26 protein-coding genes are annotated in these 26,310 nt (G+C 60.4%); 8 read left to right on the top strand and 18 right to left on the bottom strand.

Annotated elements, in window-relative coordinates; translation table 11 throughout:
• Nucleotides 1–23: 23 nt before the first annotated feature.
• Together AC07SU_RS12535 and AC07SU_RS12530 are read right to left on the bottom strand one after the other, a co-directional pair.
• Nucleotides 24–815, bottom strand: a complete 792-nt coding sequence (locus AC07SU_RS12535) for a phosphate/phosphite/phosphonate ABC transporter substrate-binding protein (RefSeq protein ID WP_494997183.1) — start codon at nucleotides 813–815, stop codon at nucleotides 24–26.
• Nucleotides 816–824: 9 nt separating this feature from the next.
• Nucleotides 825–1,754, bottom strand: coding sequence for a fatty acid desaturase (locus AC07SU_RS12530; protein WP_494997182.1), 930 nt, complete (start codon nucleotides 1,752–1,754; stop codon nucleotides 825–827).
• A gap of 302 nt (nucleotides 1,755–2,056) precedes the next feature.
• Here AC07SU_RS12530 and AC07SU_RS12525 point away from each other — a divergent pair, with 302 nt between their 5' ends.
• Nucleotides 2,057–2,494, top strand: coding sequence for a GNAT family N-acetyltransferase (locus AC07SU_RS12525; protein ID WP_494997181.1), 438 nt, complete (start codon nucleotides 2,057–2,059; stop codon nucleotides 2,492–2,494).
• Nucleotides 2,495–2,553: 59 nt separating this feature from the next.
• Nucleotides 2,554–3,372, top strand: a complete 819-nt coding sequence (locus tag AC07SU_RS12520) for a class I SAM-dependent methyltransferase (protein ID WP_494997180.1) — start codon at nucleotides 2,554–2,556, stop codon at nucleotides 3,370–3,372.
• Nucleotides 3,373–3,447: 75 nt separating this feature from the next.
• Here AC07SU_RS12520 and def read toward each other — a convergent pair whose 3' ends face one another.
• The 3 genes from def to AC07SU_RS12505 form a co-directional block, all read right to left on the bottom strand.
• Nucleotides 3,448–3,987, bottom strand: a complete 540-nt coding sequence (gene def / locus AC07SU_RS12515) for a peptide deformylase (protein WP_226456213.1) — start codon at nucleotides 3,985–3,987, stop codon at nucleotides 3,448–3,450.
• 3 nt (nucleotides 3,988–3,990) lie between these two features.
• On the bottom strand, nucleotides 3,991–4,941 hold the full coding sequence (locus AC07SU_RS12510) for a YihY/virulence factor BrkB family protein (protein WP_176994234.1): 951 nt from the start codon (nucleotides 4,939–4,941) through the stop codon (nucleotides 3,991–3,993).
• Between the two features lie 171 nt (nucleotides 4,942–5,112).
• Entirely contained in the window at nucleotides 5,113–5,298 is a 186-nt protein-coding gene (locus AC07SU_RS12505) for a CsbD family protein (RefSeq protein WP_176994235.1), read from the bottom strand.
• A 199-nt stretch (nucleotides 5,299–5,497) separates the two neighbouring features.
• On the opposite strand from AC07SU_RS12505, the gene AC07SU_RS12500 reads away from it, so the two are divergent.
• Nucleotides 5,498–5,875: a hypothetical protein gene (locus AC07SU_RS12500; protein ID WP_176994236.1), complete on the top strand. Its 378-nt coding sequence runs from the start codon at nucleotides 5,498–5,500 to the stop codon at nucleotides 5,873–5,875.
• 176 nt (nucleotides 5,876–6,051) lie between these two features.
• On the opposite strand, the gene fadD1 is transcribed toward AC07SU_RS12500, so the two are convergent.
• Nucleotides 6,052–7,743 carry a long-chain-fatty-acid--CoA ligase FadD1 gene (gene fadD1, locus AC07SU_RS12495; RefSeq protein WP_494997179.1) on the bottom strand — a complete coding sequence of 564 codons (1,692 nt, stop codon included), beginning with the start codon at nucleotides 7,741–7,743 and terminating at the stop codon, nucleotides 6,052–6,054.
• A gap of 382 nt (nucleotides 7,744–8,125) precedes the next feature.
• Nucleotides 8,126–9,814, bottom strand: coding sequence for a long-chain-fatty-acid--CoA ligase FadD2 (gene fadD2, locus AC07SU_RS12490; RefSeq protein WP_494997178.1), 1,689 nt, complete (start codon nucleotides 9,812–9,814; stop codon nucleotides 8,126–8,128).
• 221 nt (nucleotides 9,815–10,035) lie between these two features.
• On the opposite strand from fadD2, the gene AC07SU_RS12485 reads away from it, so the two are divergent.
• Both AC07SU_RS12485 and AC07SU_RS12480 read left to right on the top strand, forming a co-directional pair.
• Nucleotides 10,036–10,980 (top strand): alpha/beta hydrolase, encoded by a 945-nt coding sequence (locus AC07SU_RS12485; RefSeq protein WP_494997177.1) that lies wholly within the window; start codon nucleotides 10,036–10,038, stop codon nucleotides 10,978–10,980.
• A 54-nt stretch (nucleotides 10,981–11,034) separates the two neighbouring features.
• Nucleotides 11,035–11,505: a MaoC family dehydratase gene (locus AC07SU_RS12480; RefSeq protein WP_176994240.1), complete on the top strand. Its 471-nt coding sequence runs from the start codon at nucleotides 11,035–11,037 to the stop codon at nucleotides 11,503–11,505.
• A gap of 146 nt (nucleotides 11,506–11,651) precedes the next feature.
• On the opposite strand, the gene AC07SU_RS12475 is transcribed toward AC07SU_RS12480, so the two are convergent.
• Nucleotides 11,652–12,119, bottom strand: coding sequence for a ferritin-like domain-containing protein (locus AC07SU_RS12475; RefSeq protein ID WP_025858443.1), 468 nt, complete (start codon nucleotides 12,117–12,119; stop codon nucleotides 11,652–11,654).
• 206 nt (nucleotides 12,120–12,325) lie between these two features.
• On the opposite strand from AC07SU_RS12475, the gene AC07SU_RS12470 reads away from it, so the two are divergent.
• The gene (locus AC07SU_RS12470; protein WP_176994242.1) at nucleotides 12,326–12,562 is read left to right on the top strand and encodes a DUF3820 family protein; all 237 of its coding nucleotides are present in this window, start codon (nucleotides 12,326–12,328) and stop codon (nucleotides 12,560–12,562) included.
• Between the two features lie 10 nt (nucleotides 12,563–12,572).
• Nucleotides 12,573–13,748, top strand: a complete 1,176-nt coding sequence (locus tag AC07SU_RS12465; protein ID WP_494997176.1) for an aminotransferase class V-fold PLP-dependent enzyme — start codon at nucleotides 12,573–12,575, stop codon at nucleotides 13,746–13,748.
• Between the two features lie 202 nt (nucleotides 13,749–13,950).
• Here AC07SU_RS12465 and AC07SU_RS12460 read toward each other — a convergent pair whose 3' ends face one another.
• From AC07SU_RS12460 to zwf, 3 genes are read right to left on the bottom strand one after another with little or no spacing between them, the layout of a single operon-like run.
• Entirely contained in the window at nucleotides 13,951–14,616 is a 666-nt protein-coding gene (locus AC07SU_RS12460) for a bifunctional 4-hydroxy-2-oxoglutarate aldolase/2-dehydro-3-deoxy-phosphogluconate aldolase (protein ID WP_176994244.1), read from the bottom strand.
• A gap of 17 nt (nucleotides 14,617–14,633) precedes the next feature.
• The gene (gene pgl, locus AC07SU_RS12455) at nucleotides 14,634–15,347 is read right to left on the bottom strand and encodes a 6-phosphogluconolactonase (RefSeq protein ID WP_494997175.1); all 714 of its coding nucleotides are present in this window, start codon (nucleotides 15,345–15,347) and stop codon (nucleotides 14,634–14,636) included.
• Nucleotides 15,334–16,800 (bottom strand): glucose-6-phosphate dehydrogenase, encoded by a 1,467-nt coding sequence (gene zwf / locus AC07SU_RS12450; protein WP_176994246.1) that lies wholly within the window; start codon nucleotides 16,798–16,800, stop codon nucleotides 15,334–15,336. Before zwf ends, pgl begins: the two co-directional genes overlap by 14 nt.
• 219 nt (nucleotides 16,801–17,019) lie before the next feature.
• Between zwf and AC07SU_RS12445 the strand changes: the two genes are divergently transcribed.
• Complete coding sequence (locus AC07SU_RS12445; protein ID WP_174554056.1) at nucleotides 17,020–17,880, top strand: MurR/RpiR family transcriptional regulator; 861 nt, start codon at nucleotides 17,020–17,022, stop codon at nucleotides 17,878–17,880.
• A 113-nt stretch (nucleotides 17,881–17,993) separates the two neighbouring features.
• On the opposite strand, the gene AC07SU_RS12440 is transcribed toward AC07SU_RS12445, so the two are convergent.
• The 7 genes from AC07SU_RS12440 to AC07SU_RS12410 all read right to left on the bottom strand — a co-directional run bounded on the left by AC07SU_RS12440 (nucleotide 17,994) and on the right by AC07SU_RS12410 (nucleotide 26,184).
• Nucleotides 17,994–18,839 (bottom strand): D-hexose-6-phosphate mutarotase, encoded by an 846-nt coding sequence (locus AC07SU_RS12440; RefSeq protein ID WP_494997174.1) that lies wholly within the window; start codon nucleotides 18,837–18,839, stop codon nucleotides 17,994–17,996.
• Nucleotides 18,840–19,038: 199 nt separating this feature from the next.
• Nucleotides 19,039–20,385, bottom strand: coding sequence for a carbohydrate porin (locus AC07SU_RS12435; RefSeq protein WP_178925096.1), 1,347 nt, complete (start codon nucleotides 20,383–20,385; stop codon nucleotides 19,039–19,041).
• 85 nt (nucleotides 20,386–20,470) lie between these two features.
• On the bottom strand, nucleotides 20,471–21,631 hold the full coding sequence (locus AC07SU_RS12430) for an ABC transporter ATP-binding protein (protein WP_176994249.1): 1,161 nt from the start codon (nucleotides 21,629–21,631) through the stop codon (nucleotides 20,471–20,473).
• 2 nt (nucleotides 21,632–21,633) lie between these two features.
• Complete coding sequence (locus AC07SU_RS12425; RefSeq protein ID WP_178925093.1) at nucleotides 21,634–22,479, bottom strand: carbohydrate ABC transporter permease; 846 nt, start codon at nucleotides 22,477–22,479, stop codon at nucleotides 21,634–21,636.
• Nucleotides 22,472–23,380 (bottom strand): carbohydrate ABC transporter permease, encoded by a 909-nt coding sequence (locus AC07SU_RS12420; protein WP_017253695.1) that lies wholly within the window; start codon nucleotides 23,378–23,380, stop codon nucleotides 22,472–22,474. Before AC07SU_RS12420 ends, AC07SU_RS12425 begins: the two co-directional genes overlap by 8 nt.
• Nucleotides 23,381–23,533: 153 nt before the next feature.
• A complete protein-coding gene (locus AC07SU_RS12415) occupies nucleotides 23,534–24,820 on the bottom strand; it encodes an ABC transporter substrate-binding protein (RefSeq protein ID WP_176994251.1) in 1,287 nt (428 codons plus the stop codon).
• A gap of 104 nt (nucleotides 24,821–24,924) precedes the next feature.
• A complete protein-coding gene (locus AC07SU_RS12410) occupies nucleotides 24,925–26,184 on the bottom strand; it encodes a D-mannose isomerase (RefSeq protein WP_494997173.1) in 1,260 nt (419 codons plus the stop codon).
• Nucleotides 26,185–26,310 lie beyond the last annotated feature (126 nt).

The raw sequence follows: 26,310 nt of genomic DNA, 5'->3' as shown, positions 1-26,310 counted from the left end.
TTAAAAGGTATTTTTATATAACCTTATTGAAGTACCGAGTATCCCGCGCTGGCGGCTTGCTGTTGATAGTCCAGCAGCACCTGATAGTCGTCTTCGCTGGCCGGGAGCACCTCCTGCACGCCCAGGGTTTCAACCACCTGCGGCAAATCCTGCAGCGCCTGGTTCATCGCCTGGCGAATCGTGGCGACCTGTTCATCGCTCAAACCCAGCGGGCCGATATAAGGCAAGGTCGGGCTGGGCGCGCTACGGGTGATGAGGCGCAGCCCCGCCACGTCCTGCGGGGCGAAACGGGCCAGGTAGTCGTAGGTCACGCTGTCGATGGCGGCGAGGTCGGCGCGGTTTTCCCGCAGCCAGCGCAGGCTCTCGCGGTGCGCGCCGCTGATGCCGACGCTGGCGAAGAAGCGGCCATCGCGCTGCAACGGCGCGAGGCGTTCGCGCAGCAGGTTCATGCCGCTGTTGGAATCATGGCCATTGATCACGCCACGGCTGTCGTAGAACTGCGCCAGGCTGGTACGCGGGTTGTCGTCGCGGGTCAGCAGCAGGCTGCAATGTTCGCCGCCGCTGCTGTGGGGCAACTCGTAGCGCGGGCGGCCGATGACGCGGACCCTGCCGCGCAACTGGGTCATCAGCGGGTAGCCGCAGGTTTGTGTGACGAGCAGTTCGGGGGCGAGCCACAGACCGTGCAGGTCTAGGTGGTCGGCGTTGCGGCGGCTGAGGCCGAGCCGTTCAAAAATACGTGCCAGCCACTGCTGGTTGGCCTGGTGTATGTGATCCGGCGCGACGTACATCAGCAACTCGGCGTAATGCTCACTCATGGTCTTGTCTCACGCAAAAGGATGCCGGGGGCTGTCGATGGCCTTGAGGCCGTGACGGCTGATCAACTGGCCATAGCCCTGCACCAGGAACCCACCGCTGCGGGCCACCCACTGCTCGCGGCGCGCACGGTAGACCGTGGGCAGCAAATACCAGGGCAGTTTCGGCAAGTCGTGGTGCACCAGGTGCAGGTTGTTGTTGAGGAACAGCCAAGTCCATGGCCAGGACGCTTCGTTGAGCACGGTGCGTTGTTCCGGTTGCGGGTGCGGGCGGTGTTCATAGTAGGAACGGATCGACGCCAGCGACAAGGCTGGCACGCTGACCAGCAGCAGGTAGTGCAGCACCGACAAGGCGCTGTAGTGGGCGATGAAGCTGAGCATTAGTACGGTGACGGCGCCGTGGCACAGCCACATCGGCCATACCTGCGGCAGGCGTTGCCACTCATGGCGGGCCAGCCGGCCAATCGCCAACGGAGCGGCCAACAGGAAACGGCCAAGCACGGTCTTGGTCAGCCAGTGCACGCCGCGTTCGAACAGCGAACTGCTGTCCCATTGGGCTTGCTTGAGGTAGCGGCTTTCCGGGTCGATGCCCGGCAGCGTGAGGTCTTCGTCGTTGTGGTGCAGCAGGTGGCTGTCGCGGTACAGCGTATAGGGGTACCACACGGCGAACGGCGCGTAGCCGAGCAGTTTGTTCACGAACAGCGAACGGGTGGGATGGCCATGGAGCAGTTCGTGTTGCACCGACAGCCACAGCGTCACCAGCGGGATCAGCAACAAGGTGCTCAGCCACAGGCCCAGCCAATGGCTGGCGAACATCACGCTGAACCAGCCGGCGTACACGCCGATGATCAGCAGCCAGGTCGGCCATTCGGTGCGTACGGTAAAACGTTGCGCCAGGGCTTCGATTTCCCGGCGTTGGGTCAGATCAAGGTAGTTGGCCATCGGCAGCTCAGAGCAGGTGTTTCCTGCTCTGTGCAGCGAGGCCGAAAAATCTTGCAGATCATTTGGTTCTAAGCTTGGAACTCAATGGCCGAACAAGCCGGTTTCGGATTTCTTGGCTTTCTTGTCGGCGCGTTTTTCATCGGCGGTCTTGGCCGGTTTCTTCTTCGCGGCTTTCTTTGAATCCATACCTTTGGCCATGATGCGTACTCCACGTGCAGGGGATGTAGCACTGGGTATACCACCTATTGGGCGGCAGAAGGCGCTTATAATCCCCGCCCCTTCACAACGCCTGTTTGACCACCATGCCTGAATTGACCCTGGAACTGCTGGCAGAGCCTCTGTGGCCGCTGCTGAACAAGTTTTATCGCAGCCACGACTCGTCGATGAAAGCCCTCAAGGGCGGGCGCTTGTGGGTAGCGCGGGAAAGCGAGATTGTCGCCGGGCTGTGCCTGACCCCGGTGGTCGGCGGGCAGTGGCTGACCGGCGTGTTCGTGGCCCCCACCTATCGCGGCCAGGGCCTGGCGGCGCGCTTGATCCGCCAGGCGGTGGCATCGCGTGAAGGCACGGTGTGGCTGCTGTGCCACCCGGACCTTGAGGGGCTTTATCAGCGCATGGGGTTCAGCCAGCAAACGCTATTGCCTCAGTCCTTGAGCGAGCGGCTGGTGCGCTACAAGCGCAACAAGCCGATGATCGCCATGGGCTTAGAACCGTTGGTGAGGTCGACCTTCGATAATGTGTGATCAGCCGGTGGAGGGCCCATGCTAGCCTCGACGGCACAGTGGCCCCAAACAGGACGATCATGAACAAGACGCTTGCAGCCCTCTCCCTCACCGCCCTCCTCGCCCCGGCCATGAGCCACGCAGCCGACGCATCGATCAGCGCCAAGCAATACGCCAGCGTGCTCGCCGGCACCTGGCGCGACCCGGCCAACAGTGCGCGTGATGTTTATCGCCACCCGCAACAGACCCTGGAATTCTTTGGCCTGGGCGCCAAACAGACGGTAATCGAAATCACCCCTGGGGGCGGCTGGTACAGCGAAGTGCTGGCGCCGCTGCTCAAGGACCACGGGCATTACATCGCCGCCGTGCAGGCAGCCAGCGTCAGTACCTACGCGCGCACGTCCGAAGAGAACCTGAAGAAGAAATTCGCCGCCGCCCCTGCGCAGTACGCCAAGGCCCAGGTGGTGGAGTTCAACCCCAAGGCGCCGGTGTTCGGCAAGCCGGCGTCGGCCGATGCCGTGCTGACCTTTCGTAATGTGCATAACTGGGTAGAAGCCGGCACCGCGCCGGCCACGTTCAGCGCGTTTTATCAGGTGCTGAAACCGGGTGGCGTGCTGGGTGTGGAAGACCACCGGGCCAAAGACGGGGCGGACCTGGAGGCCATCAAGGACAGCGGCTACCTGACCACCGCCCAGGTGGTGAAGCTGGCCACCGATGCCGGGTTCAAGCTGGCGGGGCAAAGCGAGGTGAATGCCAACCCGAAGGACACCAAGGACTATGCCGGTGGCGTGTGGACCTTGCCACCGACGTTGCGATTGGGTGAGCAGGACAAGGCCAGGTATGTGGCGATTGGCGAGTCGGACCGGATGACGTTGCGGTTTGTGAAGCCCGCCCAATAACCCGACTGAACACAAAACCAATGTGGGAGCTGGCTTGCCTGCTCCCACAGTTTTGATCGGTGTTGTGTCAGAGGGTCAGTCGTCGGCAGTGGGGTCCATGTCGGGGAACATCACTTCGATAAAGCCGAACTTGCTGAAGTCGGTGATCCGCGACGGGTACAACCGGCCGATCAGGTGGTCGCACTCGTGCTGCACCACCCGCGCATGAAAGCCGTCGGCAACGCGCACAATCGGCTCGCCCTTGGGGTCGAAGCCTTCGTAGCGAATCTGCTGGTAGCGGTTCACGGCGCCACGCAGGCCCGGCACCGACAGGCAACCTTCGTAACCCTCTTCCAGCACCGGGCTCAGCGGCGTGATCAACGGGTTGATCAGGATGGTCTGCGGCACCGGAGGCGCGTCCGGGTAGCGTTCGCTGGCTTCGAAACCAAAGATGACCAGCTGCAGATCAACGCCGATCTGCGGCGCGGCCAGGCCGACGCCGCCCACGTGTTCCATGGTCTGGAACATGTCATCGATCAACTGCCACAGCTCGGGGCTGTCGAACATTTCCGGGGGGACCGGTGGCGCAATGCGCAGCAGGCGCTCGTCGCCCATTTTCAGGATTTCACGGATCATCGATCAGACTTCATCGGTAGTGGGCTTGGAATGGTCACGGCCGAGGCCTGAGACGTGTTGTTTTTCATCCGTGTCGGCGTGCTCATCAAAATCCTTCTCGCCAGGGTCCTTGCCTTCGACCGACATGTGTTCGATCACGGCATTCATCTCCGCGCCGAGCAGCAGCACGGCGGCAGAAATATAGAAGTACAGGAGCAGGACGATGATCGCACCGATACTGCCATACATGGCGTTGTAGTCGGCGAAGGTTTTGACGTAGTAGCCAAAGCCAAGGGAGGCGACGATCCACACCACCACGGCCAGCACCGAGCCCGGAGTGATAAAGCGGAATTTCTGCTTCACGTCGGGCATCACGTAGTACATGAGGGCCACGGCGAACATCAGCAAGATCACAATCAGCGGCCAACGCAGGATGGTCCACAGCGTGACCACGATATCCTGCATGCCGATTTGCCCCGCCAGCCATTCCATTACCTGCGGGCCGAGCACCATCAGCGCGGCGGCGGCCAGCAACATGCCCGCGATTCCAACGGTGTAGAACACCGAGAGCGGAAAACGCTTCCAGATCGGCCGGCCCTCGACCACGTCATACGCGGCATTCATTGCGCTCATCATCAGGCGCACACCCGCCGAGGCGGTCCACAGGGCGATCACGATACCCACCGAAAGCAGGCCGCCCTTGGATTGCTGCAACTGGTCGATCACCGGGTTGACCTGCTCCAGGGCCTGGGGCGGCAGTACCAGCTCCGACTGCATGCGCAGCCAGCTGAAAAAGTCCGGCAGGCGCAGGAAACCGATCAGGGCGATCAAGAACAGCAGGAAGGGAAACAGGGAGAACAGCATCTGGTAGGCCAGTGCCGAGGCATAGGTGGGCATCTCGTCATCGACGAACTCTTTGACGGTGCGCACCAGCACCTGGTGCAGCTTGAGGCCTTGCAGTACCGGAAAGATCATAGCGTCTCCTTTCGCCGCAAAAAGGTTGAGTTCAGTGGGCGACTCAGGGGCCGTTTTCTACATCAAGGTAGCCTATTTGGCGACCTTGAAACAATTTCGAAACTTTAGCGGTAACAGATGACATAAAAACGGCCATCCGTGGATGGCCGTTTGCACTGCTGGAAAGCACACTTATTTGGTGGCTTTTTTCACAGCGTCCTTGGTGTCGCCAATCGCTTTTTCGACTTGGCCTTTCTTTTCCTGCACCACGCCTTCAGCGCGCAGTTTGTCGTTGCCGGTGACTTTGCCGACGCCTTGCTTGATGTTGCCGACGGCTTCGTCTTTCAAACCTTTTGCCTTATCCGCTGTGCTGCCCATGGTATTTCTCCAGAAGAACAATCAAGGGTTTTGGTCATTACCTAGAGATTGACCCGAGGCCGTTCGGCAGAGTTTCAATTATTTTCACGCGGCATTTCATCGCCGGCCGCAGGTTTGGCTTTATGTTTTGCAGCCAACCCACGAGAATGCCCGGCACATTCAGGCTATAACGCTGAATAACAGATCCCGTAGGAAGGTTATGAAACTCAATAAAGCACAGGCCATCGCCCGCAGAAACACCGAACTGGGCGGTGCCGTACTCGGCGTCAACAACTGCCACTTCACCGACCTGGACCGCAAGCGCAACATCTGGTGGTTCGACCTGCCGGTGGGCCGTATCGCGATCGGTCAGTACGAGTGGATCCACCTGTTGATGCACAACGCCGAGACCGACCAGTTGCTGCACCTGAAGGTGCCGACGGTGTTCCTGCGCGAGAAGCTCGAAGGCCTGGTGGTGCGCAATGCCGGCAAGCGCAAGCCGGAGATCACCCTGGAGCTGAGCGCGGACAAGGACTCGTTCCTCAAGGACGTGCGCCCGGCTGGTGCCGGTGTCAGCTTCGCGCAGTTTTCCCTGTAAACACTCGGTCAAAAAACTGTGGGAGCTGGCTTGCCTGCGATAGCGATATTTCAGTCACCTGATGTATCGACTGGCAAACCGCTATCGCAGGCAAGCCAGCTCCCACAGGGTATGCATTCCAAATCGGAAAATCAGCAGGCCACAAAAAACCCCGCATCAGCGGGGTTTTTTATGGGTTACTTTTTAAGGCCCAGCTTCTTCAGCTCTTCATCACGCAACTCACGCCGCAAGATCTTGCCCACGTTGGTGGTCGGCAACGCATCGCGGAATTCCACGGCCTTCGGCACTTTGTAACCGGTGAGGTTGGCGCGCATGTGCTCCATCACCTGGTCCTTGGTGAGCGTCGCGCCCGGCTTGACCACGATGAAGATCTTGATGTGTTCCCCGGACTTCTCGTCCGGCACACCGATGGCCGCGCATTGCAGCACGCCCGGCAGGCCGGCCAGCACGTCTTCCAGTTCGTTGGGGTACACGTTGAAACCGGAGACGAGGATCATGTCCTTCTTGCGGTCGACGATGCGCATGTAGCCGTCTTGCTGGATGAGCGCGATATCACCGGTCTTCAACCAGCCTTCGCTGTCGAGGATTTCGGCGGTGGCGTCTTCACGCTGCCAGTAACCCTTCATCACCTGCGGGCCCTTGATGCACAGCTCGCCGATTTCGCCCAAAGGCAACTCGCTGCCGTCATCGGCAATGACTTTGCACAGGGTCGACGGCACAGGAATGCCAATGGTGCCGATCTGGGTGTACTGGATCGGGTTGACGGTGGCCACCGGGCTGGTCTCGGTCATGCCGTAACCTTCGCAGATGCCACAACCGGTCACGTCTTTCCAGCGCTCGGCGGCCGCCAGTTGCAGGGCCATGCCGCCCGACAGGGTGACTTTCAATGCCGAGAAATCCAGCTTGCGGAACGCTTCGTTGTTGCACAGCGCCACGAACAGCGTGTTCAGGCCGACAAAGCCGCTGAACTTCCACTTGGACAATTCCTTGACCATCGCCGGCAGGTCGCGCGGGTTGCTGATCAGGATGTTGTGGTTGCCGATCAGCATCATCGCCATGCAATGAAAGGTGAACGCATAGATGTGGTACAGCGGCAGCGGCGTGATCAGGATCTCGCAGCCCTCGTTGAGGTTGGAGCCCATCAGCGCCTTGCACTGCAGCATGTTGGCGACAAGGTTGCGATGGGTAAGCATCGCGCCCTTGGCCACGCCGGTGGTGCCGCCGGTGTATTGCAGCACGGCCACATCGCTGCTGGCCGGGTTGGCATCGCTGACCGGTTGGCCATGCCCCTTGGCCAGCACGTCGTTGAACTTGATCGCCTTCGGCAGGTGGTAGGCCGGGACCATCTTCTTCACGTACTTGATGACGCTGTTGATCAGCAGGCGCTTGAGCGGCGGCAACAGGTCGGCGACTTCGGTCACGATCACGTGCTTGACGGAGGTCTTGGGCACGACCTTTTCCGCCAGGTGGGCCATGTTGGCCAGGCACACCAGGGCTTTGGCACCGGAGTCGTTGAATTGGTGTTCCATTTCCCGCGCGGTGTACAGCGGGTTGGTGTTGACCACGATCAGGCCGGCGCGGATGGCACCGAACACGGCGACCGGGTACTGCAGGACGTTGGGCAGTTGCACGGCGATACGATCACCGGGCTTCAAGTCGGTGTGCTGTTGCAGATACGCGGCGAACGCGCCGGACAATTCGTACAACTCACCGTAGGTGATGGTCTTGCCCAGGTTGCTGAAAGCCGGTTTGTTGGCGAAGCGCTGGCAGGACTGCTTCAGTACCGCCTGAATATTCGGATACTCGTCTGGATTGATGTCTGCAGCAATCCCGGCGGGGTACTTATCCTTCCAAAAGTCTTCGTTCATGGAAGCCCACTCCTCAGCGACGCGAATTCATCATCGCATTTGATGCGATTATTATTGGTGTATGTTTTTTAGGTGAATCTGGCGCTTTCAAGCAGGCCTAGACGTCACAAAGCGCGCCGAGAGTAGCAGCTTTGCCAAGGGCCGCCTAGAGCCAAAGGTGGGCCCCACAGTCATAATCACGACTGTCCTACAATATTTGGTCACACTTTAAACCAGGGCAAATTCCCCCAGTAAAAGGCTCTGGAATGGGCCTTTCAGATCAACAAATAGCAATGTGGGAGCTGGCTTGCCTGCGATGGCGGTGTATCAGTCAATACATCCTGTGACTGATACACCGCCATCGCAGGCAAGCCAGCTCCCACAATTTTTACCCTATTTCAAATCAAGCGATGTCGCGAAGCTCACGTCGCAGAATTTTCCCCACCGGCGTCATCGGCAACGACTCGCGCAACACAATGTGTTTAGGCACTTTGTACCCCGTGAAGTTGGCCTTGCAGTACGCCTTCAACTCTTCAAGGCTCACCCCTTGGGTGCGCGCCACCACAAACAGTTTGACCGCCTCGCCGGTGCGCTCATCCGGCACGCCGATCACGGCGCAGTTGGCCACGGCTGGGTGTGCCATCACCACGTCTTCGATCTCGTTGGGGTACACGTTGAAGCCCGAGACGATGATCAGGTCTTTCTTGCGGTCGACAATGCTCACAAAGCCATCGGTGTCGATCACCGCGATGTCGCCGGTCTTGAGCCAACCCTCGGCGTCCAGGGTCTCGGCGGTGGCGACCGGCTGCTGCCAGTAGCCCTTCATCACCTGCGGGCCCTTGATGCACAGCTCGCCCCGCTCGCCCAACGGTAATTCGCGGCTTTCATCATCGATGACCTTCATCGCCGTGCCCGGCACCGGAATGCCCACGGTGCCCAGCCGCGACTGGCTGCCATACGGGTTGGTGCTCGCCACGGGCGACGTCTCCGTGAGGCCGTAGCCTTCGCCGATGGAGCAACCGGTGAGTGCCTTCCAACGCTCGGCCGTGGCCTTGACCAGCGCGGTGCCGCCGGAGTTGGTGATTTTCAGGTGGGAGAAATCCAGGGTCTTGAAATCCGGGTGGTCCATCAGCGCCACAAACAAAGTGTTCAACCCGAGCAGGCAGGAGAACCGCCACTTCTTCAGTTCCTTGATAAAGCCGCCGATGTCGCGTGGGTTGGTGATCAGCACGTTGTGGTTGCCGGTCACCATCATGCACATGCAGTTCGCTGTGAATGCATAGATGTGATACAGCGGCAGCGGCGCGATCATCACCTCCTGCCCTTCCCGCACCAGCGGCTGGCCGTCATCGGCGACCTGGGACATGCACGCCCGCGCCTGCTGCATGTTGGCGACGAGGTTGCCATGGGTGAGCATCGCGCCCTTGGCCAGGCCGGTGGTGCCCCCGGTGTATTGCAGCACGGCGATGTCATCCAGTGTCACCGGATGGCGAGTCACGCCCAGGCCCGCGCCCATGCGCAGCGCACGCTTGAACGACACCGCCCGTGGCAGGCTGTAGGCCGGCACCATCTTCTTCACTTTGTCGACCACGGTGTTGATCAGCCAGCCTTTGGCGGCGGGCATGAAGTCGCCCATTTTGGCTTCGATCAGGTAGTCGATCTCGGTGTCGGCGCAGACTTCCTGCACCCGCGAACCGAACAGGTTGAGGTAAACCAGCGCACGCACGCCGGCGTCCTTGAACTGGTGGCGCATCTCCCGTGGGGTGTACAGCGGGTTGGTGTTGACCACGATCAGCCCGGCGCGCAGGGCGCCGAACACGGCAATCGGGTAATGCAGCACGTTGGGCATCTGCACCGCGATGCGCTCGCCGGGTTTGAGGTCGGTGTGCTGCTGCAGGTAACCGGCGAACGCCGCACTTTGGCGCTCAAGCTCGGCGTAGGTCAGGGTGATGCCCATGTTGCTGAATGCCGGACGGTCGGCAAAGGCCTTGCAGGAACGCTCGAACACCTCGATCACGGACTTGTAGGTGGTCAGGTCGATGGTGTTGGGAACGCCCGCCGCGCGTTTGTCATTCCAGAAATCAGGTTGCATTATTCTTGTCCTCTTACCTGAGTGTGTCCGACCGCTGCCGCTATAAAAGCAGGCGGCTATAAAAAGCGGAGCTTTGGGGACGTTAGCAGCTATGGCCAAACAGGCAAATACGCCAAACCGTGTCATTGATTGTATGAATCTTGCCCCTGAGGCGTAGGCTGATACCCAAGTCCCTGGCAGATGAGCTATACACTGCATCGAACCTGAGCAAAGGAAGCGCCATGAACCACAGCACCTTCTGGCTGACCGCGAATGACCGCAGCCGCCTGTACGTCAATCAATGGCTGCCGGAGGGCCCGGCCAAGGCGATGGTCATGCTGTCCCACGGCATGGCCGAGCACAGCGGCCGCTATGGGCGCCTGGCCGAGGCACTGTGTGGCGCGGGCTACGGGCTGTACGCACTGGACCAGCGCGGCCATGGCCGCACGGCGGACGAAGGCACGCTGGGGCTGTTCGCCGAGCACGACGGCTGGAACAAGGTGGTGAGTGACCTGGCCAGCCTGAACCAGCACATTGCGCACCAGCAAACGGGGCTGCCGATCATCCTGCTGGGCCACAGCATGGGCAGCTATATCGCCCAGGCCTACCTGCTGCACCACAGCGCCAGCTTGAGTGGCGCGATTCTCAGTGGTTCGAATTTCCAGCCAGTGGCGCTGTACCGTGCGGCGCGGGTGATCGCGCGCATCGAGCGCGCACGCCAGGGCTTGCGCGGGCGCAGTGCGCTGATCGACTTCCTGTCGTTCGGCTCCTTCAACAAGGCGTTCAAGCCCAACCGCACGGCCTTCGATTGGCTCAGCCGCGACCCGGCTGAAGTCGACAAGTACATCCATGACCCGCTGTGTGGTTTTCGTTGCACCAACCAGCTGTGGATCGACCTGCTGGGCGGCTTGCAACAGATCAGCAAGGCGTCCAACCTCGCCCAGATCGACCCGGGCCTGCCGATCCTGGTCACCGGCGGCGAATGTGATCCGGTGAGCGAGGGCAAGCGTCTCAACAGCCTGGCCCACGCCCTGCGTGAGGCCGGCTGCCAAAACCTGCAATTGACGATCTACCCGCAGGCGCGACATGAAGTGTTCAATGAAACCAACCGTGATGAAGTCACAGCGGATGTGCTGACGTGGCTCGACCAGGCCCTGACGCTGCACAGGCCGGCCCGCTACGAATAACTTTCCTTTAAAATCAGCCGATAATCTCCGATTAGCCACAGGATGTACCTTTAGATGACTCAGGTTACCAACACCCCGTACGAAGCCCTCGAAGTCGGCCAGACTGCCAGCTTCAGCAAGACCGTCGAGGAGCGCGATATCCAGCTGTTCGCCGCCATGTCCGGCGACCACAACCCGGTGCACCTGGATGCCGAGTACGCCAAAGCCACCATGTTCAAGGAGCGGATCGCCCACGGCATGTTCAGTGGCGCCCTGATCAGCGCCGCCGTGGCCTGCGAGTTGCCTGGGCCGGGCACCATCTACATCGGTCAGCAGATGAGCTTCCAGAAGCCGGTGAAGATCGGCGACACCTTGACCGTGCGCCTGGAAATCCTCGAGAAGCTGCCCAAGTTCCGCGTGCGCATTGCCACCCGCGTGTTCAACCAGCGCGATGAGCTGGTGGTGGATGGCGAGGCCGAGATCCTGGCGCCGCGCAAGCAGCAAGTGGTTGAGCTGACTGAGCTGCCGCCGATCAGCATCGGCTGATATTTATCTAACGAACAATGCAAAACAAATGTGGGAGCGGGCTTGCCCACGAAAGCGGTGGGTCAGTCACTTATCAGTCGACTGACACTCCGTCTTCGCGAGCAAGCCCGCTCCCACATGGTTTACAACATAGGGCTTAACAGGGCTTACGACTGAGCGCGAGCCTGATTACGCAGGGCTTTCACCTGGTCGTGGTTGCGCTGTGCGCCGTGGAACTGACGCTCCACCAGGTCACGAATACCCAGCAGGTTGTGCTTGTTGATTTTCTCGATCGCTTCCTTATAAGCCTTCAGTGCGTGGTCTTCACCGCGCTCGGCTTCATTCAGCACCGCCTCTTCATCTTTACCGGTGACCAGCGACTTCACGTCGACCCAGCCACGGTGCAGGGCGCCGGCCACACTGCCGGACTCTTCCGGATCACCACCCAAGGCACGCACGGCCGTTTGCAGCTCGGCGGCGGCGGTTGCGCAATCGGCAGAGCGTTTGACGAACAACGCCTTGAGCTCTGGGTGCTTGATGTCTTCAGCGCAGGTCGCGAAACCTTTCTGGCCATCTTTGCTGGTCTCGATCAGGTCGTTGAGTACGGAGATCGATTCTTTGTTGATGTCAGTCATTTTCCAATTCCTTGTGCGGGTTGAGAAGGTTGTCTTAATGATTGCAGCGCCCGTGCCAGGTTCTTGAAAATAATTTTTCCTTTGCCTTTCAATGACTTAATAATTATTGAACCATCTGTATGTACGTTATTTGCATGATCTGTCAATTGGCCTTCATGCAGAATGCCTGTATTTTCCAAGGCCTCGACTTAAACCCTTGAAGCCCCATGAACCCCGAAAAACTTGAACTGCTGATCACCCGCGAAATGCCCTTCGGCAAGTACAAGGGACGGATCATCGCCGACCTGCCCGGGCCGTACTTGAACTGGTTTGCCCGCGAAGGCTTCCCCCACGGCGAGCTGGGTGGTCTGCTGGCACTCATGCAGGAAATCGACAGCAACGGCCTGTCCGAACTGCTGGAGCCGCTGCGCGTAAAACACGGTAAGCCCGCCCCTCGCCATTAAGAGCCCCGCCATGCCAAGGAATGCTGATAACGAACGCCACTGGCAGACTATCGCCGGGAACTACGAACTGGAGCCTGGCCCGATCAACCTGGAAAACGGTTATTTCGGACGCATGAGCCGCGTGGTCCGGGCGCAGTACCTGGAGCACGTCGCGTTCATCAACCGCAGCAACTCGCTGCACGTGCGCCAGCGCTTCGAACAGGGCGAAAACGTCGAGATCCGGCGCCAACTGGCCGAGCTGATCAGCGTCGACCCCGAGTCCGTTGCCTTTACCCGTAACGCCACCGAAGCCTTGCAGTCGCTGATCCGCAACTACAACCGCCTGCAACCGGGCGACCAGGTGTTGATCAGCGATCTGGAGTACGACACGGTCAAAGGCGCGATGCGCTGGTTGGCCGGTGTCCGTGGTGTGGAAGTGATCGAACTGTCCCACACGCACCCGTCCAGTTTCGACAGCCTGGTGCAGACCTATCGCCAAGCGTTTGCTGAGTACCCACGCCTAAAGCTGATGGCCCTGACCCACGTCACCCACCGCACCGGTTTGGTAATGCCGGTTGAAGCCATTGCCAAGGCCGCCCGTGAGCACAGTATCGATGTGATCCTCGACGGCGCCCATGCCCTGGGCCAGATCGAGTTCAACCTGGCAGAGTTGGGTATCCAGTTCGCCGGCTTCAACCTGCACAAGTGGATCGGCGCGCCGCTGACCCTGGGCTTTCTGTACATCGCCCCGGAGCGCCTGGCCGACATCGACCCGGACATGGGCGAGTTTCACTACCCGATCACGGATGTGCGCGCGCGAACGTCCTACAGCACACCCAACTTTCCCGCGCTGATGACCTTGCCGTTGGTGTTTGAAGAACATCGCGCCTTGGGTGGCTCGGCAGCCAAGGGTGCACGGGTGAATTACCTGAGGGACCTGTGGGTGAGCCAGGTGCGGCCGTTGGCGGGAATTGAAGTGCTGACGTCGGACGATCCTCGGCTGTACTGCGGGATCACGGCCTTCAAGTTTGTCGGCCGGGACCAGCAGGCCATGGCCGACCACTTGCTCAAGGACTACAACCTGTTTACCACCACCCGCGTGGGCGCGGCATTTGGGACCTGTATTCGGGTGACGCCAGGGTTGGTCACCTCGGCGGCGGACATCAGTGTCCTGGTCAATGCCATCACCGAGCTAACCCCCCACTAAACCTGTGGGAGCTGGCTTGCCTGCGATAACGGTACATCAGTCACACTTGTACTTTCTGACCCAACGCTATCGCAGGCAAGCCAGCTCCCACATTTGAACATCGGAGTGCTTGGTTTTTCTGCGGGCAAAAAAAAGCGGTACACCGACCAAGTGCACCGCAAAAATGCCGTCAAGCACAGCAACAACGATTCGATAAATCAGATCAGTCCAGCAGCGCCAGCGCCTGAGCAGTGACTTCCTGGATACGAGCCCAGTCGCCGTTCTTGACCCACTCCGGGTCCAGCATCCAGCTACCGCCCACGCACATCACGTTTTTCAACGCCATGTAGCTCTTGATATTGGCCGGGCCGACGCCGCCGGTTGGGCAGAATTTGACTTCGCCAAACGGGCCGCCGAGGGCCTTGATCGCAGCCACGCCGCCGCTGACTTCAGCCGGGAACAACTTGAAGCGGCGATAACCCAGGCCATAGCCTTCCATGATGCCCGAGGCATTGCTGATGCCCGGCAGCAGCGGGATCGGGCTGTGCACCGAGGCTTCCAGCAGGTCGCGGGTGATGCCGGGGGTGACGATAAACTGCGAACCCGCCACTTCAGCGGCTTCGAGCATGTGGCGATCCAGCACGGTGCCAGCACCGGTGCACAGTTCAGGGCGTTGCTCGCGCAATACCTGAATGGCCTTGAGGCCGAACTCGGAACGCAGGGTCACTTCCAATGCGGTCAAACCACCGGCTGCCAGGGCATCGGCCAGCGGCAGGATGTCCTGTTCGCGGGCGATGGTGATCACCGGCAGGATCCGCGCCTTGGCGCAGAGGCTGTCGATCAGGGCAACTTTGTCCGCCATGGACACGGTCGGTTGAGGGCTGTTCATAGCGGCTGATCCTTGGCTCATGGGCACCAGTAAATCTCTAATGTAGGTTGCAAAAACGCGCGAATCGGCATGGCAGCGACGTCGTCACTCGCCAGCGCGGCGCTCAAGGTGGTCAATTTCGAACTGCCGGAGATCGACAGCACGGTGTAGTTCGCCGTGGCCAGCAGCGCGCGACTCATGGTCAGGCGCTGGTGCGGCACGGTCGGCGCCAGCATCGGCCAGCAACGGCGGGTACCGTTGGGCTGCAGGGCTTCGCTCAGGTTCGGGCTGTTGGGAAACAGCGATGCGGTGTGGCCGTCATCGCCCATGCCCAGTACCAGCACATCAATAGCTGGCAACTCGCCCAGCAGGCGATCGGCCTGCAAGGCGGCGTCTTCAAGGTTGGCGGCGGCGCTGTAGAGGCTCAAGAACTTGGCCTTGGCTGCCGGGCCTTTCAACAGGTGCTGCTTCAACAAACCGGCATTGCTGTCGGCGTGCTCCACCGGCACCCAGCGCTCGTCGGCCAGGGTGATGGTGACCTTGGACCAGTCCAGGTCTTGCTTGACCAGGTGCTGGAAAAACGCCACCGGGCTGCGGCCACCGGACACCACCAGAGTCGCTTCGCCACGGGCACTGAGGGCCGTGCGCAATTGCGCGGCCACATCATTGGCCAGGCCTTCCGCCAGCAGTACCGGCGTGCGGTACTCGTGAGGGGTGACGCCCTGGGGCAGTTTCAATTCAGATATCGCCATACCACGACCTCCCATCCCGCGTGATCAGTGCAATCGAGCTCATCGGCCCCCAGGAACCCGCCGCGTACGGCTTGGGCGCATCACCGGATTTCTTCCACCCGGCGATCAACTGGTCACACCACTTCCACGCGGCTTCGATTTCATCTTTGCGCACAAACAGGTTCTGGTTGCCGCGCATCACTTCCAACAGCAACCGCTCGTAGGCATCGGGGATGCGTGCGCTGCGGTAGGTGTCGGAGAAATTCAGTTGCAGCGGGCCGCTGCGCAGTTGCATGCCCTTGTCCAGGCCCTGCTCCTTGGTCATCACGCGCAAGGAAATACCTTCGTCCGGTTGCAGGCGGATGATCAGCTTGTTGCTGATCTGCAGGCGCTGCTCGGGGGCGAAGATGTAGTGAGACGGTTCCTTGAAATGGATGACGATCTGCGACAGCTTTTGCGACATGCGCTTGCCGGTCCGCAGGTAGAACGGCACCCCGGCCCAACGCCAGTTACGGATATCGGCACGCAGGGCGACGAAGGTTTCGGTGTCGCTCTGGGTGTTGGAATTCTCTTCTTCCAGGTAGCCCGGCACGGCTTTGCCGGCGCTGTAGCCCGCGATGTACTGACCGCGCACCACTTGGGTGGTCAGGCCTTCGGGGCTGATCGGCGCCAGGGCCTTGAGCACCTTGACCTTCTCGTCACGGATGCTGTCGGCAGACAGGTCGGCCGGCGGGTCCATGGCGATCAGGCAAAGCAGTTGCAGCAGGTGGTTCTGGATCATGTCGCGCAGCTGGCCGGCCTTGTCGAAGTAACCCCAACGGCCTTCGATCCCGACCTGCTCGGCCACGGTGATTTCCACGTGGGAAATGTAATGCTGGTTCCACTGGGTTTCGAACAGGCTGTTGGCGAAACGCAGGGCGATCAGGTTCTGGACGGTCTCTTTGCCCAGGTAATGGTCGATGCGGTAGGTGCGGTTCTCCGGGAAGAACTGCGCCACGGCGTCGTTGACCTTGCGCGAGGATTCCAGGTCGGAGCCGATCGGCTTTTCCAGGACCACGCGGGTGTTTTCCGCCAGGCCAGCCTTGGCCAGGTTTTCGCAGATGCCGCCGTACACCGCTGCCGGGGTGGCGAAATAGGCGATCAGGCGTTGTTCGCTGCCGACTTTTTCGGCAAGGGCGACGTAGTCGTCGGCCTTCATGAAATCGACGTGCACATACGCCAGCCGCGCGAGGAAGCGCTTGGCGACGGCTTCGTCCAGCTCCTTGCCGACGTATTTGCGCAGTTCTTTTTCGATACGGGCCAGGTGCTGTTGCTCGGTACCGGCTTCACGGGCCAGGGCCAGGATGCGGGTGTCGTCGTGCAAGAGCCCGGCGCCATCGAGTTGATAGAGGGCAGGAAATAACTTGCGCAGCGCCAGATCACCCAAGGCGCCAAACAGGGCAAAGGTGCAGGGTTCTACGGTTATCGAAGGCATGATGTTTGTTCTTTTATCAAGTTAAGCTACAAATACCTTTTTTCAAGGCATCACTCAAGGAAAAATGTAGTAATAACCACAACATTTTCCCGAAATACGCATTCCGAGTGGTGGTGTTCAGCTACGCTCAGTAGGATAGGCCACCTCCAAGGGCCGCTCGTCGATTGGTTGCCGCCCTTAATTTGCATCGTCGCCCGAAGGAAAGACTGAATGGACCGCGTGCGAAATCTTCTGGAACAGATCCAGAACCGCCTCGAAGAATTGAACAAGGCCGAGCGCAAAGTCGCAGAAGTCATCCTGCTCAACCCGCAGCAGGCCACCCGCTTCTCGATCGCCGCCCTCGCCCAGGCCGCCTCGGTCAGTGAACCGACGGTCAACCGTTTCTGCCGTTCGTTCGGCGTGAGCGGTTACCCTGAACTGAAATTGCAGCTGGCGCAAAGCCTGGCCAGTGGCGCCGCGTACGTCAGCCGCGCCGTGGAAGCCGATGATAACCCTGAGGCGTACACGCAGAAGATCTTTGGCAGCGCCATTGCGTCCCTGGACAGCGCCTGCCAGGCCCTGGACCCGGCCCTGATCAGCAAAGCCGTGGATCTGTTGATCCAGGCGCGGCAGATCCACTTCTTCGGCCTGGGCGCTTCGGCACCGGTGGCCATGGATGCGCTGCACAAGTTCTTCCGCTTCAACCTCGCCGTGACCGCCCATGCCGACGTGCTTATGCAGCGCATGATCGCCTCGGTGGCCCACACCGGCGAGTTGTTCGTGATCATTTCCTACACCGGGCGTACCCGTGAGTTGGTGGAAGTGGCGCGGATTGCCCGCAGCAACGGTGCCTCGGTACTCGGCGTGACCGCCGAGAACTCGCCGCTGGCCAAGGCCAGTACGGTGAGCCTGAATATTCCGTTGCCGGAGGACACCGACATCTACATGCCGATGACCTCGCGGATCATCCAGCTGACGGTGCTGGACGTGCTGGCGACCGGCATGACGCTGCGTCGCGGGGTGGATTTCCAGCCGCATCTGCGCAAGATCAAAGAGAGCTTGAATGACAGCCGGTATCCGGTGGGGGATGAGTTCAACTAGCAGGAATCTCCGCCAGCCGTACCGACCCTATCGCAGGCAAGCCAGCTCCCACAGGGGAATGCATTCCAAATGTGGGAGCTGGCTTGCCTGCGATGGCGCCATCAGCCTCACCGCTAAACCCCAGCCCTAGCCTGCAAACTGAGGTGCGCCCTCTCCCCCGGCGCCAGACTCGCCCCGGCCATCGCCGACTCTACGCACACAAACCCCGACGCCTCGTTGAAGCTCACCCCCAACAAGGGCCGGCTGCCGGGATGCCACACCACGGTGTCTGCGCTGTCGCCGGTGTCGATGCACAACTCACGCTGCCAGGCGTGGTCCTTGAGCTGCAGTTCGCCCTCGTGTTGGAACACCCGTTGGCACCCGCCCTCCACCCGCAGCTCGCCTTCCTGCTGACAGACCTGGCGGTTGAGCTGGTCGTAACCTTGCGCACCATCGAGCCCAGACAGCGCTATCTCGTCAACGTGACCAATACGCCAATACGCGTGCAATGCATGGCTCAACTGGCACGGCAACTCGTCCTGATGCTCGGTGCTCAGACGCAGCTCCAGGGTTTCGCCCAGGTGCGCGTGCAGGTCGACCTGCCAGTCGCACAGCTGCAATTGCCAGTGCAGGCGTACGCCGTCCTCGTCGGTGCTGCTGTCGAGCAGTTTCCAGTCGATGAGCCGCGCCCAGCCATGGGACGGCCAGGCGTTCTCGCTCGGATGGCGGCCATACCAGGGCCAGCACACCGGCACACCACCACGGATGGCGCCGACCTGGGGCCACTTGGCCGCACACCAGAGCCAGGGCTTCTGGCCCCGCGGCTGAAAATGCAGCAGTTGCGCGCCCTGGCGGCTGAACACCGCCTGGCACAACGGGTGGTCGATCACCAACACGTCGCGCATCTGAAAGCGTTCCCAGGCGAACACCGGTCGCTCGCGCAGGGATTTGAAAAAGCGTTGCAGCGGATGCTCATGCATGTGCCACGGTCCTGAATGTCTTTGTGGGAGCTGGCTTGCCTGCGATGGCATCAACGCAGCTTGCCTGCTGTACCGAGCCGCCTGGATCGCAGGCAAGCCAGCTCCCACAGGGAGATGTGCTCCCCTTCCTCAAAAAAAAGCGGGTAGCCATGGCTACCCGCAAAATGCGCACAGAGAGAAGGAGCTTATCGCAACAACGTTAGAACGTAGACTGAATTTTCAGGCCCGCTACCAACGCGTTGTCGACTTCTTTCACACCGCCTGGGTTGGCGACGTATTGCAGGTTGGGACGCACGGTCAGCCAGTTGGTGACGTGGAAGCCGTAGTTGATTTCGACGTTGTACTCGGTGTTACGCAGCGGTGCGAAACCCGATTGGTCGTAGTCGGTGAAGCCACCAGCAGCATTGAGCAGCTCGGCGTTTTTCTTCACGTCACTGTTGGCGTGGATACGGGAAACACCGATACCGACGTCATCCTTGGTGCGCGCGTCGAATGGACCTTTGTAGACCAGCATCAACGACTGGTAGTTGTCGACCAGGTTGGTGTCCTTGTCGTGGAAGGTCACGTTGGCCGCGATGTTCAGGCCGCGGGAAGCGTCGCCATTGTGCGTGGTGAGTTGTTGTTGCAGCACACCCCAGTAGCCGGTCTTGCTGCTACGGACACGGAAGGCCGCGCCGGTGGTGCCAGCGTCGTTACCGTTGACGTCTTCACGTACGTCGTTGGCATCGGCAGTGCTCTTGTAGTAACCCACACGGTATTCGCCCGGCAGGCCATTGACCTTCGGCGACCAGACCAATTCCACCGGGATCACGGTGCCCTTGGTGCCACTGCCGCTGAGCTTGAAGCCGTTGCCGTGCTCCAGCTGCGACGGGTTCTGGTTGTACGCACCGATTTGCGCATACAGCTCTGGCGTGATGTTGTACTTCACGCGGATAGCCGCCTGGCTCACCGGCCAGTTGTACCAGGTGTTCACGTAGTTACCCACTTGCGAGCCGCAGAACGACAGGTTCTGGAAGTCGCATGGGAAGGTGTTGAAGTCTTCGCCTTCACCGAAGTAACCGAGTTTCACATCCAGCTTGTTGTCGAACATCTGGTGCTGGATCCAGAACTGGGTCAGACGCACCATGTGGCCACGACCATCAACCTCTTGAGACGAACTCAAGGTGCCGGCACGCGGGTCGCCAATACGGTCATTGGAGATGTTTGCGCCATTACGGTTGGTCAGTTGGATCTTGGCCTGGGTGTTGTCCCAGCCCCACAGCTTTTGCAGATCCAGTGCTACGCCCAGACCGAACTGGTCAGCGTAACGGGCAGTTTTGTCGTTGTTGTAGCCACCGTGCAGGTTGCCACCGACTTCCCCAACGTAGTCAGCCTTGATGTCGATACCTTGCTCGATCAGCTTGGTACGCTCACCACCCCAATCGCCGGTCATCCACTTGGAATCGGAGCTGAATGCATCGGCCGCCATCGCATTGGCGGACAATACCAGGGCTGCTGCTGCTGACAGTTGGCAGATCAGCCGAGTGTTGTTGTGTTGCTTTTTCATCCCTACATCCTCGTCTTTATTGTTATTAAACTGTTTTTATCTAACGCGGTTTACTTTTTTTAGCTAAAACAACAAGTTATCTACTTCAGCGGCCTTTGAATTGAGCCACATTGTCGGCATGCCCTTGTGTAGGCGATGAAGAAGCAGTGCCCAGGCGCTCACCGGTCTTGGCGTCAAACAGCAACACTTTGGCCGGGTCAAACTGTAGGGTCAGGGTCTCGCCAACCTGCGGCGCCACATCCGGCGCCAGACGGCAGCAGACCTTGGTGTCATTGAGTTGCACGAACACCAGGGTGTCCGGGCCGGTCGGCTCGGTGACCTGGACTTCGGCGCGAATGCTCGACGAACCATTGCCCTCGCCCGCTGCCAGCAAGATCTGCTCAGGGCGCAGGCCGAGGATCACGTCACGGTCTTCGAGGCCCGCATCGTTCATGTTCAACGCCAGCTCGCAACGGGCCTGGCCGCTGTCGAGCAGGGCCACCAGGCGGCCGTCCTTGCGTTGCAGGCGCACGGGCACGAAGTTCATCGGCGGCGAACCGATGAAGCTCGCCACGAACTGGTTGGCCGGGTTGTTGTAGATCTCTTTGGGCGTGCCAAACTGCTGGATGATGCCGTCCTTCATGACCGCCACCTTGTCGCCCAGGGTCATCGCTTCGATCTGGTCGTGGGTCACGTAGACCGTGGTGGTCTTGAGGCGCTGGTGCATCAGTTTCATTTCGGTACGCATCTCGACACGCAGCTTGGCGTCGAGGTTGGACAGCGGTTCGTCGAACAGGTAGATCTTCGGGCGACGTGCGAGGGCGCGGCCCATGGCCACACGCTGTTGCTGGCCACCGGACAGCTGGCCCGGCTTGCGATTGAGCAGGTGCTCGATCTGCAGCAGCTTGGCTACGCGCGCCACTTCGGCGTCGATATCGGCCTGGGGCATTTTGCGGATCTTGAGGCCGAACTCGATGTTCTCGCGCACGCTCATGGTCGGGTACAACGCGTAGGACTGGAACACCATGGCGATGTCGCGATCCTTGGGGCTCATGCCGCTCACATCCTGGTCGCCGATCATGATCGCGCCGCCCGTGATGGTTTCAAGGCCAGCGATGCAGTTCATCAGCGTGGATTTACCGCAACCCGAAGGGCCGACCAGGATCAGGAATTCGCCTTCCTTGATCGACAGTTCGATGTTCTTCAAGGTGTCGGGCAGGCCGGCGCCATAGGTCTTGTTTACATTGCGAAGTTCAAGCGTAGCCATGATTACCCCTTGACCGCGCCGGCCGTGAGGCCGCGCACGAAATACTTGCCTGCGATCACATAGACCAGCAGGGTCGGCAACCCGGCGATCATCGCCGCTGCCATATCAACGTTATATTCCTTGGCCCCGGTGCTGGTGTTGACCAGGTTGTTCAGCGCCACCGTGATGGGCTGCGAGTCACCGCTGGAGAACACCACACCGAACAGGAAGTCGTTCCAGATCTGGGTGAACTGCCAGATCAGGCAGACCATGATGATCGGCGTGGACATCGGCAGAATGATCTGGCGGAAGATCGTGAAGAAACCCGCACCGTCCAGGCGCGCGGCCTTGATCAGCGCATCCGGGATACTCACGTAGTAGTTACGGAAGAACAGCGTGGTGAACGCCAGGCCGTAGACCACGTGCACAAACACCAGGCCGGTGGTGGTGCTGGCCAGGCCCATCTTGCCAAGGGTGAACGACGCTGGAAGCAGCACGGTCTGAAACGGCAGAAAGCAGCCGAACAACAGCAGGCCGAAGAACAGTTGCGAGCCCTTGAAGCGCCAGAACGACAGCACATAGCCGTTCAACGCACCGATGGCGGTGGAAATCAGCACAGCTGGAACGGTGATCTTGATCGAGTTCCAGAAGTAGCCGTCCACGGTGGCCCAGGCCTTGACCCAGCCGATGCCGGTGACCACGGTCGGCCAGCTCAGCAGGTTGCCGGTGCTGATGTCTTCCGGGGTCTTGAAGCTGGTGAGCAACATCACCACCAGCGGTACCAGGTACAGCAACACCGCGAGGATCAGCACCGCGTAGATCGCGATGCGGCTCAGGCTGATGGAAGGTTTGGAAGCGAGACTAGTCATTACGCTTGGTCCTCAGCTCGGAGTAGAGGTAAGGCACGATGATCGCGAGGATCGCACCGAGCATCAGGATTGCACTGGCCGAACCCATACCCATCTGGCCACGGCTGAAGGTGAACGAGTACATGAACATCGCAGGCAGGTCGGACGAGTAGCCCGGGCCGCCGGCGGTCATGGCCGCCACCAGGTCGAAGCTCTTGATCGCAATGTGCGCCAGGATCATCACCGCACTGAAGAACACCGGACGCAGGCTTGGCAGCACCACGCTCCAGTAGATGCGCGGCAGGCTGGCGCCGTCGATCTGGGCGGCGCGGATGATCGATTGGTCCACACCGCGCAGGCCGGCGAGGAACATCGCCATGATGAAGCCGGAGGCTTGCCACACGGCCGCGATCACCAGGCAGTAGACCACGCGGTCCGGGTCGATCAGCCAGTCGAGACGGAAGCCTTCCCAGCCCCAGTCCCGCAGGAGTTTGTCCAGGCCCATGCCCGGGTTGAGCAGCCATTTCCAGGCGGTACCGGTGACGATCATGGAGAGCGCCATCGGGTACAGGTAAATGGTGCGGATAAAGCCTTCGCGGCGGATTTTCTGGTCGAGGAAGATCGCCAGTGTCACGCCGATGACCAGGGTGATGCCGATGAACATCCCACCGAAAACCGCCAGGTTCTTGCTCGCTACCCACCAGCGGTCGTTGTCGAACAACCGGGCGTATTGCGCAAGGCCGGCCCATTTGTAGCTGGGCAGGAAGGTGGAGTTGGTGAACGACAGCACGAACGTCCACAGGATGTAGCCGTAAAAGCCCACCAGCACGATGAACATGCTCGGCGCCAGCACCAGTTTGGGAAGCCAGCGCTGCAGTGCATCGAACGGCGAGGCCTTGCTGAACACAGCAACAGAACTCATGGGAAAATCCAGTACAGGGAAAAAGGGCTACAGGGTGACTCTCTGCCGGAGCGCGGTTTGTGTGGGAGCTGGCTTGCCTGCGATGCAGCCAACTCGGTGTAACCGACACACCGCGTTGTTTGCATCGCCGGCAAGCCGGCTCCTACAAAAGCATCACTTGGCTGACTTGATCGCAGCGCCGAGTTTCTTGGCGGTGTCGGCCGGGTCGGCTTTCGGGTCGTTGATGTAGTTAGTCACGACATCAAAGAACGCACCTTGCACAGCCAGGGTGGTGGCCATGTTGTGGGCCATGCTTGGCTGCAGGCCGCCGGTCTTGGCGTCTGCCAGGAAGTCTTTGGCGGCGGTCTGGGCGCAGGAGTCAAAGCCGTAGGAGGCCATTTTCTCCAGCATGTCGGTGCGCACCGGGATCGAACCCTTGTTGATGCTGAAGACTTTCTGGAAGTTTTCACCCAGCACGACTTTGGCGATGTCCTGCTGACCGGCAGCAGTGCCTTTGTCTTTCTGCTTGAACACCGCCAGGGAGTCGATGTTGTAGGTGAAGGCTTTGTCGGTGCCCGGGAAGGCTACGCACTCGTAGTCCTTGCCGGCGACTTTCTTGGCAGCGGTCCATTCGGACTTGGCCCAGTCACCCATGATCTGCATGCCGGCCTTGCCATTGATGACTTTGCCCGCTTCCAGGTTCCAGTCCTGACCTTTGCCGTCGACGTCCATGTAGGTCGCGACTTTCTTCAGCTCAGTCAGGGCCTTGACCATTTCCGGGCCGGTCAGCGCGGCGTTGTCCAGGTCAACCAGGGCTTTCTTGTAGCCATCTGCACCCATCACCGACAAAACTACGGCTTCGAATACAGTGCTGTCCTGCCAAGGCTGGCCACCGTGGGCGAGCGGAATGAAGCCCGCCGCTTTGAGCTTGTCGCCGGCTGCGTAGAATTCTTCGAGGGTGGTTGGGTTCTTGGTGATCCCGGCTTTCTTGAAGACTTCCGGGTTGATCCACAGCCAGTTCACGCGGTGAATGTTCACCGGTACGGCAACGTAGTTGCCTTCGTACTTCACGGTGTCGGAGACTTTTTTGTCGAGCAGCGAGTCCCACTTCTCTTCTTTGGCGACGTCCTTGAGCACGTCGGTGTCGAGCAGGCCAGTCGACGCCCATTCCTGGATGTCCGGGCCTTTGATCTGGGCAACGCCTGGCGGGTTGCCAGCGACTGCGCGGCTTTTCAGCACGGTCATGGCGGTAGCACCACCACCGCCGGCGACGGCGCCGTCTTTCCAGGTGAAGCCGTCTTTCTCAACTTGGGCCTTCAGGACATCTACAGCCGCTTTTTCACCACCCGAGGTCCACCAATGCACAACTTCAACCGTCCCTTTCGAGTCGGCGGCAAATGCACTGAGGGGAAACAACGAGGCAATGGAAATAGCTACGGCGAGGCGATTAATCGCGTTCATCTGAGTACCTTTTCTTGTTGTTATGCATGCAAGTCTAGAGCTTGCGCTGCACGGAGTTTAAACAGGGATTTTCCAGGCGCAGGTAACAAAGGGACGCACAAATGTCACCAGCTCGTGACATAAGCGCCGCGCCCCAAAGCGCTGGCCATGCTGGGTGCCAAGGGTAACGCAGGCAGCAACACCGCTTGCCAGGCATGGTACAGGTCGGGTTTGCCGCCCCAGATCTTGCTGCTGGGTTGGTTTTGCGGGCTCAGTTCGTGATGCCAACTGCCGTGCAGACGGTCGATGAAATGGGTTTCGCAGAACTCCCAGAAGCGTCGGTACCAGGTCTCGTAATGCAGCTCGCCGGTACGCTTGAGCAGCGCTTGCGCGGCGGCGCTGGCCTCGGCGTGGGTCCAGTGCAGGCGCTCACGCACCACGGGGCGCTGGCTCCAGTCCAGGGTGTAGACGATGCCGGGCGCACCGTCCACGGCCCAGGCGTACTCGCAGGCGCTGGCGAACAAGCCCTTGGCGTCGGTCACCAGCCAGTCGGGCGTGGCGAGCCCGGCCTGCAGGCGCGCGGCTTCCAGGTGCAGCACCAAGCGCGCCCATTCAAAACCGTGGCCGGGGGTGATGCCATAGGGGCGAAAGCCATCGGCGGGGTTGTCTTCGTTGTAACCGAGCAGGGGTTGCCAGTGGGCGTCAAAGTGCTCGATGACCATGTGCTGGTTGCCCGCCGCATGGGTGTGGATAACACGCTCGACGATGCGCAACGCACGGTCCAGCCAGCGCGTGTCACCGGTGACATCGGCCAGGGCCAGGAAGGCTTCGGTGGCGTGCATGTTGCTGTTGGCGCCACGGTAGGCTTCGATGCCGCTCCAGTCCTGGGCAAAGGACTCGAGCATCACGCCCTCCTCCTCGCTCCAGAAGAACTGGTCGATGATATGGATGGCGTCGTTCAACAGATTCTGTGCGCCGGGCGCGCCGGCCACCACCGCCGAGCTGGCGGCGAGCGCGACGAACGCATGCAGGTAGGCTGCTTTGCCACGGTTGCCATCCCGCGCGTGAGGCGTGGCGAACCAACCACCGTGCTCGCTATCACGCAGGGGACCACTCAGGGCAGCCACACCGTGCGCTACCAGATCGGCATAACCGGGCAACCCCATGGCGTGGGCCATGGCAAAGCTGTGGGTCATGCGGGCGGTGTTCATGGTCTCGGCGTGGGCATCGGCGGGCAGTTGGCCATTGTCGTCCAGGTTGCCGAAGCCCTCGGGCAGTCGAGAGGCCTTGGCGAACGACAGCAGGCGCTGGCCTTCATTGGCGAGCCAGGCGTGATGGGCAGGTGCGTTCAGCCAACTGCTGGCAGGCAGTGGGTGGGTGGTCATGGGTGGCCCTTATTATTTTTTGTGGGATGACCGGAGTCTAAACAAGGGCGAGGTGGGGGCAAGTAACGAAGGGCAAGGGAAATGTCACCGGCCAGTGACAATTCCAAATGGGAGAGAGGGCACTTG

This window comes from Pseudomonas sp. GW821-FHT05H12 (assembly GCF_059419385.1).
The sequence above is the reverse complement of the archived record's forward strand: the minus strand, read 5'-3'. Positions and strand labels throughout refer to the sequence as shown.

Excerpts from the sequence above, each read along its gene's own strand:
- AC07SU_RS12505 (WP_176994235.1), bottom strand. The coding sequence starts at position 5,298 with ATGGGCAGCACAGCGGATAAGGCAAAAGGTTTGAAAGACGAAGCCGTC.
- zwf (WP_176994246.1), bottom strand. The coding sequence starts at position 16,800 with ATGCCTTCGATAACCGTAGAACCCTGCACCTTTGCCCTGTTTGGCGCC.
- AC07SU_RS12485 (WP_494997177.1), top strand. The coding sequence starts at position 10,036 with ATGAACCACAGCACCTTCTGGCTGACCGCGAATGACCGCAGCCGCCTG.
- AC07SU_RS12520 (WP_494997180.1), top strand. The coding sequence starts at position 2,554 with ATGAACAAGACGCTTGCAGCCCTCTCCCTCACCGCCCTCCTCGCCCCG.
- AC07SU_RS12500 (WP_176994236.1), top strand. The coding sequence starts at position 5,498 with ATGAAACTCAATAAAGCACAGGCCATCGCCCGCAGAAACACCGAACTG.
- AC07SU_RS12510 (WP_176994234.1), bottom strand. The coding sequence starts at position 4,941 with ATGATCTTTCCGGTACTGCAAGGCCTCAAGCTGCACCAGGTGCTGGTG.
- fadD1 (WP_494997179.1), bottom strand. The coding sequence starts at position 7,743 with ATGAACGAAGACTTTTGGAAGGATAAGTACCCCGCCGGGATTGCTGCA.
- AC07SU_RS12420 (WP_017253695.1), bottom strand. The coding sequence starts at position 23,380 with ATGAGTTCTGTTGCTGTGTTCAGCAAGGCCTCGCCGTTCGATGCACTG.
- pgl (WP_494997175.1), bottom strand. The coding sequence starts at position 15,347 with ATGGCGATATCTGAATTGAAACTGCCCCAGGGCGTCACCCCTCACGAG.
- AC07SU_RS12480 (WP_176994240.1), top strand. The coding sequence starts at position 11,035 with ATGACTCAGGTTACCAACACCCCGTACGAAGCCCTCGAAGTCGGCCAG.
- AC07SU_RS12415 (WP_176994251.1), bottom strand. The coding sequence starts at position 24,820 with ATGAACGCGATTAATCGCCTCGCCGTAGCTATTTCCATTGCCTCGTTG.
- AC07SU_RS12425 (WP_178925093.1), bottom strand. The coding sequence starts at position 22,479 with ATGACTAGTCTCGCTTCCAAACCTTCCATCAGCCTGAGCCGCATCGCG.
- AC07SU_RS12460 (WP_176994244.1), bottom strand. The coding sequence starts at position 14,616 with ATGAACAGCCCTCAACCGACCGTGTCCATGGCGGACAAAGTTGCCCTG.
- AC07SU_RS12440 (WP_494997174.1), bottom strand. The coding sequence starts at position 18,839 with ATGCATGAGCATCCGCTGCAACGCTTTTTCAAATCCCTGCGCGAGCGA.
- def (WP_226456213.1), bottom strand. The coding sequence starts at position 3,987 with ATGATCCGTGAAATCCTGAAAATGGGCGACGAGCGCCTGCTGCGCATT.
- AC07SU_RS12410 (WP_494997173.1), bottom strand. The coding sequence starts at position 26,184 with ATGACCACCCACCCACTGCCTGCCAGCAGTTGGCTGAACGCACCTGCC.
- AC07SU_RS12470 (WP_176994242.1), top strand. The coding sequence starts at position 12,326 with ATGAACCCCGAAAAACTTGAACTGCTGATCACCCGCGAAATGCCCTTC.
- fadD2 (WP_494997178.1), bottom strand. The coding sequence starts at position 9,814 with ATGCAACCTGATTTCTGGAATGACAAACGCGCGGCGGGCGTTCCCAAC.
- AC07SU_RS12525 (WP_494997181.1), top strand. The coding sequence starts at position 2,057 with ATGCCTGAATTGACCCTGGAACTGCTGGCAGAGCCTCTGTGGCCGCTG.
- AC07SU_RS12465 (WP_494997176.1), top strand. The coding sequence starts at position 12,573 with ATGCCAAGGAATGCTGATAACGAACGCCACTGGCAGACTATCGCCGGG.
- AC07SU_RS12535 (WP_494997183.1), bottom strand. The coding sequence starts at position 815 with ATGAGTGAGCATTACGCCGAGTTGCTGATGTACGTCGCGCCGGATCAC.
- AC07SU_RS12475 (WP_025858443.1), bottom strand. The coding sequence starts at position 12,119 with ATGACTGACATCAACAAAGAATCGATCTCCGTACTCAACGACCTGATC.
- AC07SU_RS12435 (WP_178925096.1), bottom strand. The coding sequence starts at position 20,385 with ATGAAAAAGCAACACAACAACACTCGGCTGATCTGCCAACTGTCAGCA.
- AC07SU_RS12530 (WP_494997182.1), bottom strand. The coding sequence starts at position 1,754 with ATGGCCAACTACCTTGATCTGACCCAACGCCGGGAAATCGAAGCCCTG.
- AC07SU_RS12430 (WP_176994249.1), bottom strand. The coding sequence starts at position 21,631 with ATGGCTACGCTTGAACTTCGCAATGTAAACAAGACCTATGGCGCCGGC.